This window comes from Streptomyces flavofungini, assembly GCF_030388665.1.
Classification (GTDB): Bacteria; Actinomycetota; Actinomycetes; order Streptomycetales; family Streptomycetaceae; genus Streptomyces; species Streptomyces flavofungini_A.
Genome location: NZ_CP128846.1, coordinates 2,657,195 through 2,672,957, shown reverse-complemented (window position 1 = coordinate 2,672,957; position 15,763 = coordinate 2,657,195). Strand labels below are relative to the sequence as shown.

At 71.4% G+C, this 15,763-nt stretch carries 18 protein-coding genes; 17 read left to right on the top strand and 1 reads right to left on the bottom strand.

Translation table 11 applies throughout. The features are described 5' to 3' along the window. Positions 1-39: 39 nt before the first annotated feature. The gene (gene ftsH / locus QUY26_RS10390; RefSeq protein ID WP_289945286.1) at positions 40-1,971 is read left to right on the top strand and encodes an ATP-dependent zinc metalloprotease FtsH; all 1,932 of its coding nucleotides are present in this window, start codon (positions 40-42) and stop codon (positions 1,969-1,971) included. A 35-nt stretch (positions 1,972-2,006) separates the two neighbouring features. Continuing rightward, positions 2,007-2,579, top strand: a complete 573-nt coding sequence (locus QUY26_RS10385) for a maleylpyruvate isomerase N-terminal domain-containing protein (RefSeq protein WP_289945284.1) — start codon at positions 2,007-2,009, stop codon at positions 2,577-2,579. A 104-nt stretch (positions 2,580-2,683) separates the two neighbouring features. Here QUY26_RS10385 and QUY26_RS10380 read toward each other — a convergent pair whose 3' ends face one another. After that, positions 2,684-3,544 (bottom strand): class I SAM-dependent methyltransferase, encoded by an 861-nt coding sequence (locus QUY26_RS10380; RefSeq protein WP_436840300.1) that lies wholly within the window; start codon positions 3,542-3,544, stop codon positions 2,684-2,686. Between the two features lie 212 nt (positions 3,545-3,756). Here QUY26_RS10380 and proS point away from each other — a divergent pair, with 212 nt between their 5' ends. From proS to QUY26_RS10305, 15 genes are all read left to right on the top strand, one after another. After that, a complete protein-coding gene (gene proS / locus QUY26_RS10375; RefSeq protein WP_289945281.1) occupies positions 3,757-5,172 on the top strand; it encodes a proline--tRNA ligase in 1,416 nt (471 codons plus the stop codon). 259 nt (positions 5,173-5,431) lie between these two features. Then, positions 5,432-6,034 (top strand): hypothetical protein, encoded by a 603-nt coding sequence (locus QUY26_RS10370; protein ID WP_030361977.1) that lies wholly within the window; start codon positions 5,432-5,434, stop codon positions 6,032-6,034. A 209-nt stretch (positions 6,035-6,243) separates the two neighbouring features. Then, positions 6,244-6,678 (top strand): 30S ribosomal protein S16, encoded by a 435-nt coding sequence (rpsP, locus tag QUY26_RS10365; protein ID WP_289945278.1) that lies wholly within the window; start codon positions 6,244-6,246, stop codon positions 6,676-6,678. Between the two features lie 2 nt (positions 6,679-6,680). Beyond that, entirely contained in the window at positions 6,681-6,920 is a 240-nt protein-coding gene (locus QUY26_RS10360; protein WP_030361979.1) for an RNA-binding protein, read from the top strand. An 86-nt stretch (positions 6,921-7,006) separates the two neighbouring features. Beyond that, positions 7,007-7,600 (top strand): ribosome maturation factor RimM, encoded by a 594-nt coding sequence (rimM, locus tag QUY26_RS10355; RefSeq protein ID WP_289945272.1) that lies wholly within the window; start codon positions 7,007-7,009, stop codon positions 7,598-7,600. Next, on the top strand, positions 7,600-8,421 hold the full coding sequence (gene trmD, locus QUY26_RS10350; RefSeq protein ID WP_289945270.1) for a tRNA (guanosine(37)-N1)-methyltransferase TrmD: 822 nt from the start codon (positions 7,600-7,602) through the stop codon (positions 8,419-8,421). The genes rimM and trmD overlap by 1 nt, the downstream gene beginning before the upstream one ends. A 131-nt stretch (positions 8,422-8,552) precedes the next feature. Further along, complete coding sequence (gene rplS, locus QUY26_RS10345) at positions 8,553-8,903, top strand: 50S ribosomal protein L19 (protein WP_081237419.1); 351 nt, start codon at positions 8,553-8,555, stop codon at positions 8,901-8,903. A 69-nt stretch (positions 8,904-8,972) separates the two neighbouring features. Next, a complete protein-coding gene (gene lepB, locus QUY26_RS10340) occupies positions 8,973-9,695 on the top strand; it encodes a signal peptidase I (RefSeq protein ID WP_289945266.1) in 723 nt (240 codons plus the stop codon). Beyond that, complete coding sequence (gene lepB, locus QUY26_RS10335; RefSeq protein WP_289945264.1) at positions 9,688-10,770, top strand: signal peptidase I; 1,083 nt, start codon at positions 9,688-9,690, stop codon at positions 10,768-10,770. Before lepB (QUY26_RS10340) ends, lepB (QUY26_RS10335) begins: the two co-directional genes overlap by 8 nt. Then, positions 10,655-11,647 carry a signal peptidase I gene (gene lepB, locus QUY26_RS10330; protein WP_289945263.1) on the top strand — a complete coding sequence of 331 codons (993 nt, stop codon included), beginning with the start codon at positions 10,655-10,657 and terminating at the stop codon, positions 11,645-11,647. Before lepB (QUY26_RS10335) ends, lepB (QUY26_RS10330) begins: the two co-directional genes overlap by 116 nt. 124 nt (positions 11,648-11,771) lie before the next feature. After that, positions 11,772-12,587 carry a signal peptidase I gene (lepB, locus tag QUY26_RS10325; protein ID WP_289945262.1) on the top strand — a complete coding sequence of 272 codons (816 nt, stop codon included), beginning with the start codon at positions 11,772-11,774 and terminating at the stop codon, positions 12,585-12,587. After that, entirely contained in the window at positions 12,574-13,110 is a 537-nt protein-coding gene (locus tag QUY26_RS10320; RefSeq protein WP_436840496.1) for an NUDIX hydrolase, read from the top strand. Before lepB (QUY26_RS10325) ends, QUY26_RS10320 begins: the two co-directional genes overlap by 14 nt. A 55-nt stretch (positions 13,111-13,165) precedes the next feature. After that, positions 13,166-13,474, top strand: coding sequence for a DUF2469 domain-containing protein (locus QUY26_RS10315; RefSeq protein WP_003965949.1), 309 nt, complete (start codon positions 13,166-13,168; stop codon positions 13,472-13,474). Positions 13,475-13,559: 85 nt separating this feature from the next. Next, the gene (locus QUY26_RS10310) at positions 13,560-13,952 is read left to right on the top strand and encodes a YraN family protein (protein WP_289945260.1); all 393 of its coding nucleotides are present in this window, start codon (positions 13,560-13,562) and stop codon (positions 13,950-13,952) included. Beyond that, complete coding sequence (locus tag QUY26_RS10305) at positions 13,952-15,577, top strand: YifB family Mg chelatase-like AAA ATPase (RefSeq protein ID WP_289945257.1); 1,626 nt, start codon at positions 13,952-13,954, stop codon at positions 15,575-15,577. Before QUY26_RS10310 ends, QUY26_RS10305 begins: the two co-directional genes overlap by 1 nt. Positions 15,578-15,763: the final 186 nt, after the last annotated feature.

Here is a 15,763-nt window from a genome sequence, read left to right as displayed (position 1 = left end):
CCGGGTGCCTGCACCCGTTTCCTGTCGTAACGTCCGCATATGAGCAACCCGGTGCCACCGCGTCAGAAGCCCGAGCAGCCGTGGCGCTCCGAGGGTGCTCCGGAGCCCGCGCCCACGCCCCCGCCGAAGCGGAAGCTGCCCGGCGGCTGGGGCGGCCTCATCCTCACGGCCCTGATCGTCTATCTCATCGCCAACCTCGTCCTCTCCTTCTTCGGCGACGGCGACGAGCCGACGATCTCGTACACGGAGTTCAGCAAGCAGGTCGACTCCGGGAACGTCTCGAAGATCTACTCCAAGGGCGACGCGATCCAGGGGCAGCTCAAGAAGGAGCGGAAGGATCCGGACGGGGGTGAGGAGTACACCAAGTTTACGACGCAGCGGCCCGAGTTCGCGGACGACGAGCTGTGGGGCGATCTGACGAAGAACAAGGTCACGGTCACCGCGGAGCCTGTGGTGCAGGAGCGCAGCTTCCTGTCCAACCTGCTGATCTCGCTCGCCCCGATGCTGCTGCTCGTGGTGCTGTGGATCTTCATCGCGCGGCGGATGGCGTCCGGGATGGGCGGTGCGGGCGGCATGCTCGGGCGCAAGCAGCCGCCGAAGCCCGTCGAGCTGGAGCCGGGCGAGAAGCGGACCACCTTCGAGGACGTCGCGGGCATCGACGAGGTCGAGGGCGAGCTGAACGACGTCGTCGACTTCCTGAAGAATCCCGACGCCTACCGGAAGATGGGCGCGCGGATGCCCGGCGGCGTGCTGCTCGCCGGGCCGCCGGGAACCGGCAAGACCCTGCTGGCGCGGGCCGTCGCCGGTGAGGCAGGGGTGCCGTTCTTCTCGGCGTCCGCGTCGGAGTTCATCGAGATGATCGTGGGGGTGGGGGCCTCGCGCGTGCGTGAGCTGTTCGCCGAGGCCCGCAAGGTCGCGCCGGCCATCATCTTCATCGACGAGATCGACACCATCGGGCGGGCCCGCGGGGGCGGCAGCGGCATGGGCGGACACGACGAGCGTGAGCAGACCCTCAACCAGATCCTCACCGAGATGGATGGTTTCTCCGGCTCCGAGGGCGTCATCGTCATCGCCGCGACCAACCGCGCCGACATCCTCGACCCGGCCCTGACCCGCCCCGGCCGCTTCGACCGCGTCGTCAACGTCTCCCCGCCCGACCGCGGCGGCCGCGAGGCCATCCTCGCCATCCACACCCGGGCGATCCCCCTGGCGAAGGACGTGGACCTGGCCCGGATCGCCCGTACGACCCCGGGCATGACGGGCGCGGACCTGGCCAACCTCGCGAACGAGGCCGCCCTGCTCGCCGTGAAGCGGGGGCAGGAGCAGGTCACGCAGTCCGACCTCTCCGAAGCCCTGGAGAAGGTGCAACTGGGCGCCGAGCGGCCGCTGGTGATGCCCGACGAGGAGCGCCGCCGCACCGCGTACCACGAGAGCGGGCACGCCCTGCTGGGGATGCTGCAGCCGGGTGCCGACCCCGTCCGCAAGATCACCATCGTGCCGCGCGGACGTGCGCTCGGCGTCACCCTGTCGACTCCGGACGCCGACAAGTACGCGTACACGGAGGAGTATCTGCGCGGCCGGATCATCGGCGCTCTCGGTGGCATGGCGGCTGAACACGTCGTCTACGGAGTCGTCACGACCGGCGCCGAGAACGACCTGGAGCAGGTCACCAACATCGCCCGCGGCATGGTGGCCCGCTGGGGCATGAGCGAGCGCGTGGGCCGCCTCTCGGCCCTTCCGAACGACGCCCAGCAGGCCTACGGCCTGGCTGCCGCCCCGGAGACCCTCGACGCCATCGACGGCGAGATGCGCCGCATCGTCGACGAGTGCTACGAGAGCGCCTGCCGCCAACTCCGCGACCACCGCGCCCAACTGGACGCCCTGGCCGCGTCCCTCCTGGAGAACGAGACCCTGGAGGAGGCCGACGCCTACAGGGTGGCCGGAATCACGCGGCTCACCAAGGAAACGTGAGGCACGCGTGTGTGGGGACTGGTTAGCGTGCCGCCATGGACAGCAGCGACGTCAGGGAAGCCGCCGCCGAACTGCTGCGGGTGCTCGGCCCGCACGCGGACCGCGACTGGGCGTCCGCCCCCGCGGGTCCCCTGGAGTGGAGCTGCCGGACCACGGCGGCCCACATCGCGCACGACCTGCTGGCCTACGCGGGCCAGTTGAGCGCCCGCCCGGGCACCGCGTACCTGCCGTTCGACCTGACCGTCCGCCCGTCCGCCGCTCCGGCCGACATCCTGCGCGTCGTCACCGCCGCGGCGGGGCTCCTCGCCAGCGCTCTCGACGCCTCCCCGGCGGATGCCCGCGCCTGGCACTGGGGGCCGTGCGACCCCACGGGCTTCGCGGCGATGGGGACCGCCGAGATCCTCCTGCACACGCACGACATCACCCAGGGCCTCGCCGTGGAGTGGCTGCCTCCCGGGACGCTGTGCGAGCGTGTGCTCGCCCGGCTCTTCCCCGACGCCCCGGACGGCGACCCCGCGGCCGTGCTGCTCTGGTGCACGGGGCGCGGCGACCTCGACGGGCGTGAGCGCCCTACGTCCTGGACGTGGCAGGCGGCGCTCACGGAGTGAGGCGCGTGTCGGTGCCGTGCGGTGTGCGGGGTCTACGGAGAGAGCGACTTCCGGGGCCCGTCTCCTGTAGTGCGTGCTCAGCCGTGCGTACGCAGCCGTGGCTGCTATGTCGTGCGTGCGATCAGGTAGCGGAATACGTTCGGCATCCACACCGTGCCGTCGCGGCGCTGATGCGGATGCAGTGCCTCGGTCAGCTCCTTGTCGACCTGGACCTCGTCCGTCGCGCCGACCGCCGCGTCGAACAGGCCGGTGGACAGCAGTCCGCGGACGGCGCTGTCCATGTCCGCGTAGCCGAAGGGGCACGCCACGCGGCCCGAGCCGTCCGGTTTGAGGCCCGCGCGGTGCGCGACCTCCTCCAGGTCGTCCCGGCACGCCGGGCGCCAGCTGCGCGTGCTGCGCAGCGGGTCGGCGAGCTTGGTGGCCACCCGGAGCACGGAGGACGTGGTGCAGCGCTCCGGAGGGCCCCAGCCCACAAGGACGACGGGGGCACCCCGCTCGGCGAGCGGGGACGCCGTATCCAGGAGTGCCGAAAGGCCCTCGGAGTCGCCGGCCACGCATCCGATCGGCTGGAACGCGGTCACCAGGGTGTACGGCGCGTCGTCCGGGGACGCGGCGTCCTCGGGTGAGCCCTCCACCAGGCGTGTTCCGGTCTGTGGGCGTGTGCCCGCGGTCCCCTCCGGCGCGAGGCGTTCGCGCGCGAGCGCCAGCCGTTCGGGCGCCGACGGTTCCACGCCGGTCACCGACGCGCCCCGCGCGGCCGCCATCAGGAGGGCGAGCCCGGACCCGCAGCCCAGGTCGAGAAGGCGCGTGTCGCGGCCCACTTCCAGTCGTTCGTACACCGCTTCATAGAGCGGGACCAGCATCCTCTCCTGGATCTCCGCCCAGTCACGCGCGCGTGCGCACCGGTCCGCACGGGGTGTCGATCCCGCGCACGGGCGGTGAGAGTGCACGAGCGTAGGTGTCATCGAAAGCGCCCCAATCCGCCGAGAGTTGTCGTGCCGATGTACGGTTCGTCCGCCCCCACGACGTGCGTTCACGCTCCCCCCGTATGCCAGGGAACTCCGCATCCGTCGTGGCGTCCAGGGGTTGTGAGGCAATGCTTGTGTGCCACCGTCGTGCGCCCCCTGGGACCGTAAATTTCCGACCCTTCAGACGGCTCGGACGTACCATGCGCGCCATGGCAAAGGCACCCGTACTCACGCCCCGCGCGGACGACTTCCCCCGCTGGTACCAGGAGCTGATCACCAAGGCCGAGCTGGCCGACAACGGGCCGGTGCGCGGCACCATGGTGATCCGACCGTACGGCTACGGGCTGTGGGAGCGGATGCAGCAGGACATGGACGTACGCATCAAGGAGACGGGTACCCAGAACGCGTACTTTCCCCTCCTGATCCCGCAGTCGTATCTCACGCGCGAGGCGGAGCACGTCGAGGGCTTCGCTCCGGAGCTGGCCGTCGTCACCCACGGCGGCGGCAAGGAACTGGAGGAGCCGGTCGTCATCCGGCCCACTTCGGAGACCATCGTCAACGAGTACTTCTCCAAGTGGGTGCAGAGCTACCGCGATCTGCCGCTGCTCATCAACCAGTGGGCCAACGTGGTCCGCTGGGAACTGCGGCCGCGCCTGTTCCTGCGCACGTCGGAGTTCCTGTGGCAGGAGGGCCACACGGCCCACGCGACGTACGAGCAGGCGCGCGACTTCGCCGCCCGGATCCACCGGCACGTCTACGGAGCCTTCCTGCGGGACCTCCTCGCCATGGACTTCGTGCTCGGCCGCAAGACGGCCGCCGAGCGCTTCGCGGGCGCCGTCAACACCCTCACGCTCGAAGGCATGATGGGCGACGGCAAGGCCCTCCAGCTGGGCACCAGCCACGAACTCGGCCAGAACTTCGCCAGGGCCTTCGGCACCACGTACCTGTCGAAGGACGGCGAGCAGGAGCTGGTCTGGCAGACCTCCTGGGGTGCCACGACCCGCATGATCGGCGCCCTGGTGATGATGCACGGCGACGACCACGGCCTGCGCCTGCCGCCGCGCCTCGCGCCCGTCCAGGCCGTCGTCCTCGCCGTCAAGGACGACGACGCCGTGCTCGCCGAGGCGCGCGAGATCGGCGAGCGGCTGACGGCGGCGGGCGTGCGCGTCCAGGTCGACGACCGTACGGAGACCCCCTTCGGGCGGCGCGCCGTGGACTGGGAGCTCAAGGGCGTGCCGGTCCGCGTCGAGATCGGGCCGCGCGACCTGGAGAACGGCACCGCGATGCTCGTGCGCCGCATCGCGGGCGGCAAGCAGCCCGTGGCCCTCGACGCCCTCACCACGCTCCTGCCCACCGTCCTCGAAGAGGACCAGGAGCTGCTGCTCGCCCAGGCCCGCGCCCGCAGGGAGTCCCGTACGAGCGAGGTGGCCGACGTCGGCGAGGCCGTCGAGGCCGCCGCTGCGGGCGGCTGGGCGCGGCTGCCGTGGGCGGCGCTCGGCCCGGCGGGGGAGGCGAGGCTCGCCGAGCACGGCGTGACCGTACGGTGTCTGGTCGCGGAGGACGGGGCGGTGCCGGACGCCGATGACGCACCCGGTAACGTCGCCGTCGTGGCACGCGCGTACTGAGACCCGGGATTCCGTCTCGGGTGCCTTCACGAGGCGTCGGCCGGCCCTCTCCGCAACAGGGGCCCCGGCGCACGGAGTTGACCTACGCGCCGGGGCGTACGCGCCGCTACGTACCGGCTTGGTGCGAGCTGCGAGGCTTCTCCGCAGATCAGCGCACCCGCCCTCGTCCGGACGCATCAACGGCAACTGACGGGTAAGTGCAAATTATTTGAGATGCCCCGGAATGGAACCCGGAGGCACCCCGGCTCGTTGTCACGACGTGAGCACGACACCACCTGTTCTCGCCGCAGAGCTGGCACAGGCGTGGGCCGACATTCAGCGGCACCACTCCGAGCTGCCGGACCTAGCCGCGCCCGAATCCCTGATCGGAGAGTCCTCGTCCGCCTGTGGCGCCGAGCTCTCCTTCGAACGACTGCTGCACGAGGCAGTCCACGGCATCGCCGCGGCCCGCGGCGTACGCGACACCTCACGCGCGGGCCGCTACCACAATCGCAGATTCCTCTCGATCGCCGAGGAGCTGGGCCTGGACCATCCGGAGGAGCCGCACCCGAGCAGCGGCTTCTCCCTGGTCACGCTCAACCCCGAGGCCAAGAAGCGCTACCGCCCGACCATCGAGCGGCTGCAGCGCGCCCTGCGCGCGCACACGGTCGCCACCACGGCCGACACCTCACGCACTTTCCGCGGACCTGCCGCCCGGCACGGATCCTCCGGAGGCGGCGTGCGGGTGAAGGCCGTCTGCGACTGCGGGCGCAACGTCCGCGTCGTGCCGTCCGTCCTCGCCCAGGCGCCCATCATGTGCGGCGGCTGCGGCAAGCCCTTCCGGATCCCGGAAGTGGTGGGCGTCGGCGCGGGAGCGGGGTGAGCCGGGCCCACCCGCGATGAGCTGGTGCGGGGCGGTCGGCCCGATTCGGCCGCCCCGGTGGCATGTGGCACAATGGCTGGCTGTACTCGACAGTCGCACAGGACCCCTCTCTCCTCCGGCTGACGCGTCCATCGGGCACCTCGAGTACCGCAACCCCACGCGGCATCCCGTTGTGCCCAACCACGTCAAGACCAGGAGACACCACTCCCGTGGCAGTCAAGATCAAGCTGAAGCGTCTGGGCAAGATCCGTTCGCCTCACTACCGCATCGTCGTCGCCGACTCCCGTACCCGCCGTGACGGCCGGGCCATCGAGGAGATCGGCCTGTACCACCCGGTGCAGAACCCCTCGCGCATCGAGGTCAACTCGGAGCGCGCGCAGTACTGGCTTTCCGTCGGCGCCCAGCCGACCGAGCCGGTCCTCGCGATCCTGAAGCTCACCGGCGACTGGCAGAAGCACAAGGGCCTGCCGGCCCCCGCTCCGCTGCTGCAGCCGGAGCCCAAGGCCGACCACCGCGCCCTCTTCGAGGCCGTGGCCAAGGACGCCGAAGGCGAGCCCAAGGGTGACGCCATCACCCAGAAGAAGAAGGCCGAGAAGAAGGACGAGGCCCCGGCCGAGTCCGCGGCCGAGTCGACCGAGGCCTGATCATGCTCGAGGAGGCTCTCGAGCACCTCGTGAAGGGCATCGTCGACAACCCCGACGACGTGCAGGTCGCCTCGCGCAACCTGCGCCGCGGACGCGTCCTCGAAGTCCGGGTCCACCCGGACGACCTGGGCAAGGTGATCGGCCGCAACGGCCGCACCGCACGCGCCCTGCGCACCGTCGTCGGCGCCATCGGCGGCCGCGGTGTCCGCGTCGACCTCGTCGACGTGGACCAGGTTCACTGAACCACACGTAGCACCGGCTCGGGCCGGGGAGGGCTCAAGGGCCGTCCCCGGCCCGCAGTCGTATTCAGCAAGGGAGAGACAGCACAGTGCAGCTCGTAGTCGCGCGGATCGGCCGCGCCCACGGCATCAAGGGCGAGGTCACCGTCGAGGTGCGCACCGACGAGCCGGAGCTGCGGCTCGGCCCCGGCGCCGTGCTCGCCACCGACCCCGCCACGGTGGGGCCGCTGACCATCGAGACCGGCCGGGTGCACAGCGGCAGGCTGCTCCTGCGCTTCGCGGGCGTACGCGACCGCTCGGGCGCCGAGGCGCTGCGCAACACGCTGCTGATCGCCGAGGTCGACCCCGAGGAGCTCCCGGAGGACCCGGAGGAGTTCTACGACCACCAGCTGATGGACCTCGACGTGGTCACCCGGGACGGCGTCGAGATCGGCCGGATCACGGAGATCTCCCACCTGCCCTCGCAGGACCTGTTCATCGTGGAGCGGCCCGACGGCAGCGAGGTGATGATCCCGTTCGTCGAGCAGATCGTCACCGAGATCGACCTGGAGGAGCAGCGGGCGATCATCGACCCGCCGCCCGGGCTCATCGACGACCGCGCGGAGATCGCGTCCGCGCGGGAGGCGGAGGCGGCTCCGGAGGACCGGCGTGACGCCGAGGCGGCTCCGGAGGACCAGGCGTAATGCGGCTCGACGTCGTCACGATCTTTCCCGAGTACCTGGACCCCCTGAACGTCTCCCTCGTGGGCAAGGCACGCGCGCGCGGACAGCTCGACGTCCACGTGCACGACCTCAGGGAGTGGACGTACGACCGGCACAACACGGTCGACGACACCCCCTACGGCGGCGGTCCGGGCATGGTCATGAAGACCGACCCCTGGGGCGCGGCCCTCGACGACGTGCTCGCCGAGGGGTATGAGGCGGGGGCCCACGGGCCCGTCCTCGTCGTCCCCACGCCCAGCGGGCGCCCCTTCACCCAGGAACTCGCCGTCGACCTCTCCGAGCGGCCCTGGCTGGTCTTCACGCCCGCGCGCTACGAGGGCATCGACCGCCGCGTCATCGACGAGTACGCGACCCGGATGCCCGTCTACGAGGTCTCCATCGGCGACTACGTCCTCGCGGGCGGAGAGGCTGCCGTCCTGGTCGTCACGGAGGCCGTGGCCCGGCTCCTGCCCGGTGTCCTCGGCAACGCCGAGTCCCACCGCGACGACTCCTTCGCGCCCGGCGCCATGGCCAACCTCCTCGAAGGCCCCGTCTACACCAAGCCCCCGCAGTGGCGCGGTCACGGCATTCCGGACGTCCTGCTCAGCGGTCACCACGGCAAGATCGCCCGCTGGCGCCGGGACGAGGCGCTGCGGCGCACCACCCGTAACAGGCCCGATCTCATCGAGCGTTGCGACCCCTCGGTCTTCGACAAGAAGGACCGGGAGATGCTCTCGATCCTGGGGTGGCGGCCGGGGCCCGACGGCCGATTTGGGCCAGACCCCCAGGCCGTGGAAGAATAGGCCGCTGCTGTACGTCCAGCCTGCGCCCCTGCCACAGGGGGAACGACGCCGGCCCGACGCGATCAGCTACCGAAACCTCATCACCATGTTCCGCTGATGACCTGTGGCATCAGCGAAGAAAGCAGACGATCATGTCTCACCTGCTCGACTCCGTCGACTCCGCGTCGCTGCGCAGCGACATCCCGGCCTTCCGTCCGGGTGACACCGTCAACGTCCACGTCCGCGTCATCGAGGGCAACCGCTCCCGTGTGCAGCAGTTCAAGGGCGTAGTCATCCGCCGCCAGGGCGCCGGTGTCCGCGAGACCTTCACGGTCCGCAAGGTCTCGTTCTCCGTCGGCGTCGAGCGCACCTTCCCGGTGCACACCCCGATCGTCGAGAAGATCGAGCTCGTCACGAAGGGCGACGTCCGTCGCGCCAAGCTGTACTACCTGCGTGACCTGCGCGGCAAGGCCGCGAAGATCAAGGAGAAGCGCGAGAGCTGATCGCGCGCCCGGCCCACCGGGTCGAGCTTTACGCGGGTCCGAAGCCGGGCCGGATAACATCTGGCCCCGATGGACACCGAAGCACAGCACACGGAGCGCGACCGCTCCTCCCCCTCCTCCGAGTCCGACCCCGCACCCGCGGACGCACCGGATCCGGAGGGCACGGAGGAGCGGTCGCGTTCCGTTTTCGCGTCCGTCATGGACTGGCTCCCGGGCGGCAGGATCACCCTGTCCGCCCTCCTCACCCTGATCGTCCTGCTGATCCTCAGCACCTTCGTGGTGCAGCCGTTCGCGATCCCCAGTGGCTCCATGCAGCCCGCGTTCCAGCCCGGAGACCGCGTCATCGTCAACAAGTTGGCGTACCGTTTCGGTTCCGGCCCCCAGCGCGGAGACGCCGTCGTCTTCGACGGCAGCGGGTACTTCGGAGACTCCAACTACGTCAAGCGGGTCGCGGGGATCGGCGGGGACCGCGTGGTCTGCTGCGACAAGCGGGGGAGGATCAAGGTGAACGGCGAGCCTGTCAACGAGCCCTACCTCTTCCCCGGAGACGCCCCCTCCAAGGTGCCCTTCGACGTCGTCGTGCCCGACGGCACCCTCTTCCTGCTCGGCGACCACCGCGGCGACTCCAGCGACTCCCGCGACCACCTGGGCTCTCCCGGCGGCGGCATGGTCCCCGTCGACGCGGTCATCGGCAGGGCCGACTGGATCGCCTGGCCGCTCAGCCGCTGGACCTCCCTGAAGCGCCCCGACGCCTACGCGCGCGTGCCGGCACCAGGCGGCGCGCATGGGTAACCGCGGCCGCGCGAAGGCCACCCACGCGGCCGACACCCGGCTGCCCACCGGCACGCGCCCGACCAGCGCCCCCGTCCTGCCCGGCCGGGCCGAGCGCCGCAAGCTCGCGAAGAAGGTCAAGCGCCGCAGGCGCCGCTCCGCGATCAAGGAGATACCGCTCCTCATAGTCGTCGCCCTGCTGATAGCCCTGGTCCTGAAGACCTTCCTGGTGCAGGCCTTCGTGATCCCCTCGGGCTCCATGGAGCAGACGATCCGCATCGGCGACCGTGTCCTGGTCGACAAGCTCACCCCGTGGTTCGGCAGCAAGCCCGCGCGCGGGGACGTCGTCGTCTTCAAGGACCCCGGCAACTGGATGGAGGAGGAGAGCGGCAAGAAGAAGGACGACCCCGTCGTCATCAAGCAGATCAAACAGGGCCTGACCTTCATCGGGCTGCTCCCGTCCGACGGCGAGCGCGACCTGATCAAGCGGGTCGTCGGCGTCGGCGGCGACACCGTGCAGTGCTGTGACAAGAACGACAAAGTCACCGTCAACGGCGTGGCGATCGACGAGCCGTACCTCTTCCCCGGGGACAAGCCCTCCCTCTTCGAGTTCAAGGTGAAGGTGCCCGAGGGGCGCCTGTTCATGATGGGCGACCACCGGTCGGACTCCGCCGACTCACGCTTCCACCGGAACGAAAAGTTCAGCGGCACCGTCTCGGAGGATGAGGTCGTGGGCCGCGCGCTGGTCATCGCCTGGCCGTTCGGCCACTGGCGTCAGCTGGACGAACCCGGTGCGTACGCGTCCGTGCCCGACGCGCCCTCCGGGTCGGCCACGGCCACAGGAGCGTCGCATAGGGTGGCCCCCGGCGATCGCAATGGAATTACCGGCCTCCCGACCCCTGCGGAACTCCCGCTCGTTATGGGAGTGGTGGGCCTGCATCGCATACGGGGCAGGCGGCGGTACGGACTGAGGAGTGGATGTGGGGGATGTGGCGGTCGGCGCACGATCCGGACACGAGGGGCCCGAGGAGCAGCCCGGGCGCTCCGCGGGACCGGTACCCGCACCCGCGGGGGACGGGATGAGCACCGGCCCTGACACCCCGGCCCCCGGCGAGACCGGCGTCCCCGGCCCCGAGGGCACGGAGCCGCCCAAGCCGGCGAAGGGCAAGAAGCCCAAGTCCTTCTGGAAGGAGCTGCCGCTCCTCATCGGCATCGCGCTGATCCTCGCCCTCGTCATCAAGACCTTCCTGGTCCAGGCGTTCTCGATCCCCTCGGACTCGATGCAGAACACGCTGCAGCAGGGCGACCGGGTGCTCGTCGACAAGCTGACGCCGTGGTTCGGCTCCGAGCCCGAGCGCGGCGAGGTCGTGGTCTTCAAGGACCCGGGCCACTGGCTGGACGGCGAGCCCACCCCCGACCCGAACGCCGTGCAGAAGGTCCTCGGCTGGATCGGCCTGATGCCGTCCGCCGACGAGAAGGACCTCATCAAGCGCGTCATCGCCGTCGGCGGCGACACCGTCGAGTGCAAGGGCACCGGCCCGGTGAAGGTCAACGGCAAGGCGCTGAACGAGAAGAACTACGTCTTCGAGGGCAACACCCCCTGCACGGTCGACGACCAGGGCGGCCAGTTCAAGGTCAAGGTCCCCAAGGGCAAGATCTGGGTCATGGGTGACCACCGGCAGAACTCCCTGGACTCCCGCTACCACCAGAACCAGCCCGGCGGCGGCGCCGTCCCCGTCGACAACGTCGTGGGCCGCGCCTTCGTGATCGCCTGGCCCCCCACCCGCTGGGGCACGCTGCCGGTCCCGGACACCTTCGACCAGCCCGGCATCAGCCAGGCGCTGAGTGCGGCCCCGGCCGCCCTCGGCCTCGCGGGCGCCGTGCCGCTCGTGCTCTGGCGCCGTCGGCGCGCGGCCGCGCGCCTCGATTCCGGGCCCGCCACCAGGGTTTCTGGCGGGGGTACCGCCGGGTAGTCTGCCGTCCCAGATCACCGATCTTCCACGGCCCCCGACCGCCGCGGCACGTCGTTGTCGTACGTCGCTCGCATACGCGGTACGAGGGGCCGCGGGGTCGTCTCCGAGCCGGGGGAGCACTGGGATGAGCACGACACGTCGTACGGACGAGGGCCACGGACGGCTCGGCAGCACGCTGTCGGGAGTCGCCGTGGCCCTCGGCTGTGTCCTCTTCCTCGGCGGCTTCGTCTGGGGCGCCTTCGTCTACCAGCCCTACACGGTCCCGACCGGCTCGATGACCCCGACCATCGGCGCGGGCGACCGCGTCCTCGCGGAGCGCATCGACGGCGACGAAGTCCACCGAGGTGACGTAGTCGTCTTCCAACAGAAGGCGTGGGGCGATCTGCCGATGGTCAAGCGGGTCGTCGGCGTCGGCGGCGACCGGATCGCCTGCTGCACGGACGGCAAACTGACGGTCAACGGCAAGCAGATCGACGAACCGTATCTCCCCAAGGGAACGGGGGCCGCGGCGACCGGAATCCCGGCGACCACCGTGCCCAAGGGCCATCTGTTCCTGCTCGGCGACGAGCGCAGCGGCTCGCTGGACTCCACCGCGCACCTGGAGGACGCCGCCAAGGGCTCCGTGCCGCGCAGCGCGGTGAAGGCCCGCGTCGACGCCGTCGCCTGGCCCCTGGACGGCATGCTCGACCGCGCCGGCGGCTTCGACGGCCTGCCGGGCGGCGGTACGTCCGAGCCGGGGCCGCTGCGGCTGATCCTCACCTCGGTGGTGGTGGGCGCGGTGCTCGTCCTCGGCGGGGCCGCGTACGGGCCGATCGCCAAGAGGGCGCGGCGGGGGCGGCGTGAACGGGGCACTGGAGGGGCTGGTGGGTCCGGTGGGTCCGGTGGGTCCGGCGGCTCTGGTGGGACCGGTGGGACTGCGGAGGCCGCTGGTGTCGGCTGAGGACGTGGCGGGGGCGATCGGCGCCGAGGCGGTGGCGGGACGGCCGCTGCGCAAGGTGGCGCGGGTCGTGCTGCTCGACCCACAGGACCGGATCCTGCTGCTGCACGGGCACGAGCCGGGCGACAGGGCCGACGACTGGTGGTTCACACCGGGCGGCGGCCTGGAGGGCGACGAGACGCGCGAGGAGGCCGCGCTGCGCGAGCTCGCCGAGGAGACCGGAATCACAGATGTCGAACTCGGCCCCGTGCTGTGGCGGCGGGTGTGCTCCTTCCCCTTCGCGGGACGGCGCTGGGACCAGGACGAGTGGTACTACCTGGCGCGAACCGCGCAGACGGCGACGCGTGCGGAGGGCCTGACCGATCTTGAGCGGCGCAGCGTCGCCGGAGCGCGCTGGTGGACGTGCCAGGAACTGACCCGGGCCCATGAGACGGTGTATCCGACCAGGCTCGCCGAGTTGCTGCGCAAGCTGCTCGACGAGGGTCCTCCGAGCACGCCCGAGACCTTGGACACGGAAATCGTGTAGGGCCTCCCGGGGCTGGCGCACAATAGGGGGACGCACGGCTGAAGGGGAACATGCCATGAGCGCCGAGGACCTCGAGAAGTACGAGACCGAGATGGAGCTGAAGCTCTACCGGGAGTACCGAGACGTCGTCGGGCTGTTCAAATACGTGATCGAGACCGAGCGGCGCTTCTACCTCACGAACGACTACGAGATGCAGGTGCACTCGGTCCAGGGCGAGGTGTTCTTCGAGGTGTCGATGGCGGACGCCTGGGTGTGGGACATGTACCGACCGGCGCGGTTCGTCAAGCAGGTCCGGGTGCTCACGTTCAAGGACGTGAACATCGAGGAACTCAACAAGAGCGACCTCGAGCTGCCGGGCGGCTGAGCGCCCTCCTCCGACACGGACGGGTGACGGAGTTCTCCACAACCCGTCAGTAACGCACCAAGATCCAATAGTGCGGGCCCGCCGCGTGACCGTGGGTGTCGGAGGTGGTGCCGACATGAACGCACGAGGCGCACTCGGCAAGTACGGCGAAGAGCTGGCCGCACGGCGGCTGGCCGAGGCCGGGATGACGGTCCTTGACCGCAACTGGCGCGACGGCAGGACGGGCGAGATCGACATCGTCGCCCGCGACGGCGACGCCGTGGTCGTCTGCGAGGTGAAGACCCGCAGAGAGGTGTCCTTCCAGCACCCGATGGCGGCGGTGACGCCTGCCAAGGCCCAGCGACTGCGCGGACTGGCCGAGCGCTGGCTCCAGGAACACGGCGGCGCGCCACCGGGCGGCGTGCGCATCGACCTGGTGGGCGTCGTCGTGCCCGAGCGCGGCGCCCCCGTGGTCGAGCACGCGCGGGGGGTGGCCTGATGGGATTCGCACGCACCTGCTCGGTGGCCCTGGTCGGTGTCGAGGGCGTCGTCGTCGAGGTGCAGGCCGACCTGGAGCCGGGCGTCGCGGCGTTCACGCTGGTGGGCCTGCCTGACAAGAGCCTCACGGAGAGCCGGGACCGGGTCAGGGCCGCGGTCGTCAACTCCGCGTGCGAGTGGCCGCAGAAGAAGCTCACGGTCGGCCTGAGCCCCGCGTCCGTGCCGAAGGGCGGCAGCGGCTTCGACCTGGCCGTGGCCTGTGCCGTCCTCGGTGCCTCGGAGCGCATCGACCCCCGCGTGCTCGCCGACATCGTGATGATCGGCGAGCTGGGGCTCGACGGCCGGGTGCGCCCGGTGCGCGGGGTGCTGCCCGCCGTCCTCGCGGCGGCGGAGGCGGGCTATGAGCAAGTGGTCGTGCCGGAGTGCACGGCGGCGGAGGCCGCGCTGGTGCCCGGGGTGTCCGTCCTCGGGGTGCGCAGCCTGCGGCAGCTGATCGCGGTCCTCACCGACGAGCCCGTCCCGGAGGAGGACCCCGCCGAGTCGGGGCGCCCGGACCCGCTGATGGCGGGCCTGACCCCGCCCGGAGCGGGGCTTGGGACCGGGGTGAGCGGCGTCGGCACCTCGGAGCACGACCAGCGGCACGACCTCGCGGACGTGGTCGGGCAGCTGTCGGCGCGGACGGCGATCGAGGTGGCCGCGGCCGGTGGGCACCACACGTTCCTGCAGGGACCGCCGGGCGCGGGCAAGACCATGCTCGCCGAGCGGATGCCGACGATCATGCCCCGGCTGTCCAGGGCCGAGTCCCTGGAGGTGACGGCCGTCCACTCGGTCGCGGGCCTGCTGCCGCCCGGCAAGCCGTTGGTGGACATCCCGCCGTTCTGCGCGCCCCACCACTCCGCGACCATGCAGTCGCTCGTGGGCGGCGGCAAGGGACTGGCCCGGCCCGGAGCGGTCTCGCTCGCCCACCGCGGCGTGTTGTTCCTGGACGAGGCGCCCGAGTTCAGCGGCCACGCCCTGGACGCGCTCCGCCAACCCCTCGAGTCCGGGTACGTCGTGATCGCCCGCAGCGCCGGCGTGGTCCGGCTGCCCTCGCGCTTCCTCATGCTTCTCGCGGCGAACCCCTGCCCGTGCGGCCGCTTCAGCCGAACCGGCGACAGCTGCGACTGCTCACCGAGCAGCATCCGGCGCTACCAGGCCAGGCTCTCCGGCCCCCTCCTCGACCGCGTCGACCTGCGCGTCGACGTGGAGCCCGTCACCCGCTCCGAACTGACCGCGCAGGGGGCGCGGGGCGAGTCCACCCAGGTCGTGGCCGACCGCGTGCGCGCCGCCCGGGAGCGCACGGCCGCCCGCCTCAAGGGCACCCCCTGGCGCACCAACGCCGACGTGCCCGGCCATGAACTGCGCAGCCGCTGGCACGCGGTCCCCGGCGCCATGGCCGAGGCCGAGCGCAGCCTGGAGCGCGGCTTCCTCACCGCCCGCGGCCTCGACCGCGTCCTGCGGGTGGCCTGGACCGTGGCCGACCTCGCGGGCCACGACCGCCCCGACGCGGGCGACGTGTTGCTGGCGCTGCAACTGCGGACAGGAGTGCCACGCGGGGTGCCCATGGCGGTCGGGGCGCAGCCGTGAGGGGGAGCGAGGACCGGCGGGGTCCGAGGCCGCCGGGCCGTCCGGACGGGGCCCACCCCGGCTCCCCGGACGAGCCGCCTTCGGCCCGCCCGGGGGAGCCCCACCCGGACTCACCGAGCAAGCGACCTCCAGCCCGTGAGGCCGAGCCCCACCCCGGCTCGCCGAGCGGTGCTCCCCCGGCCCTCC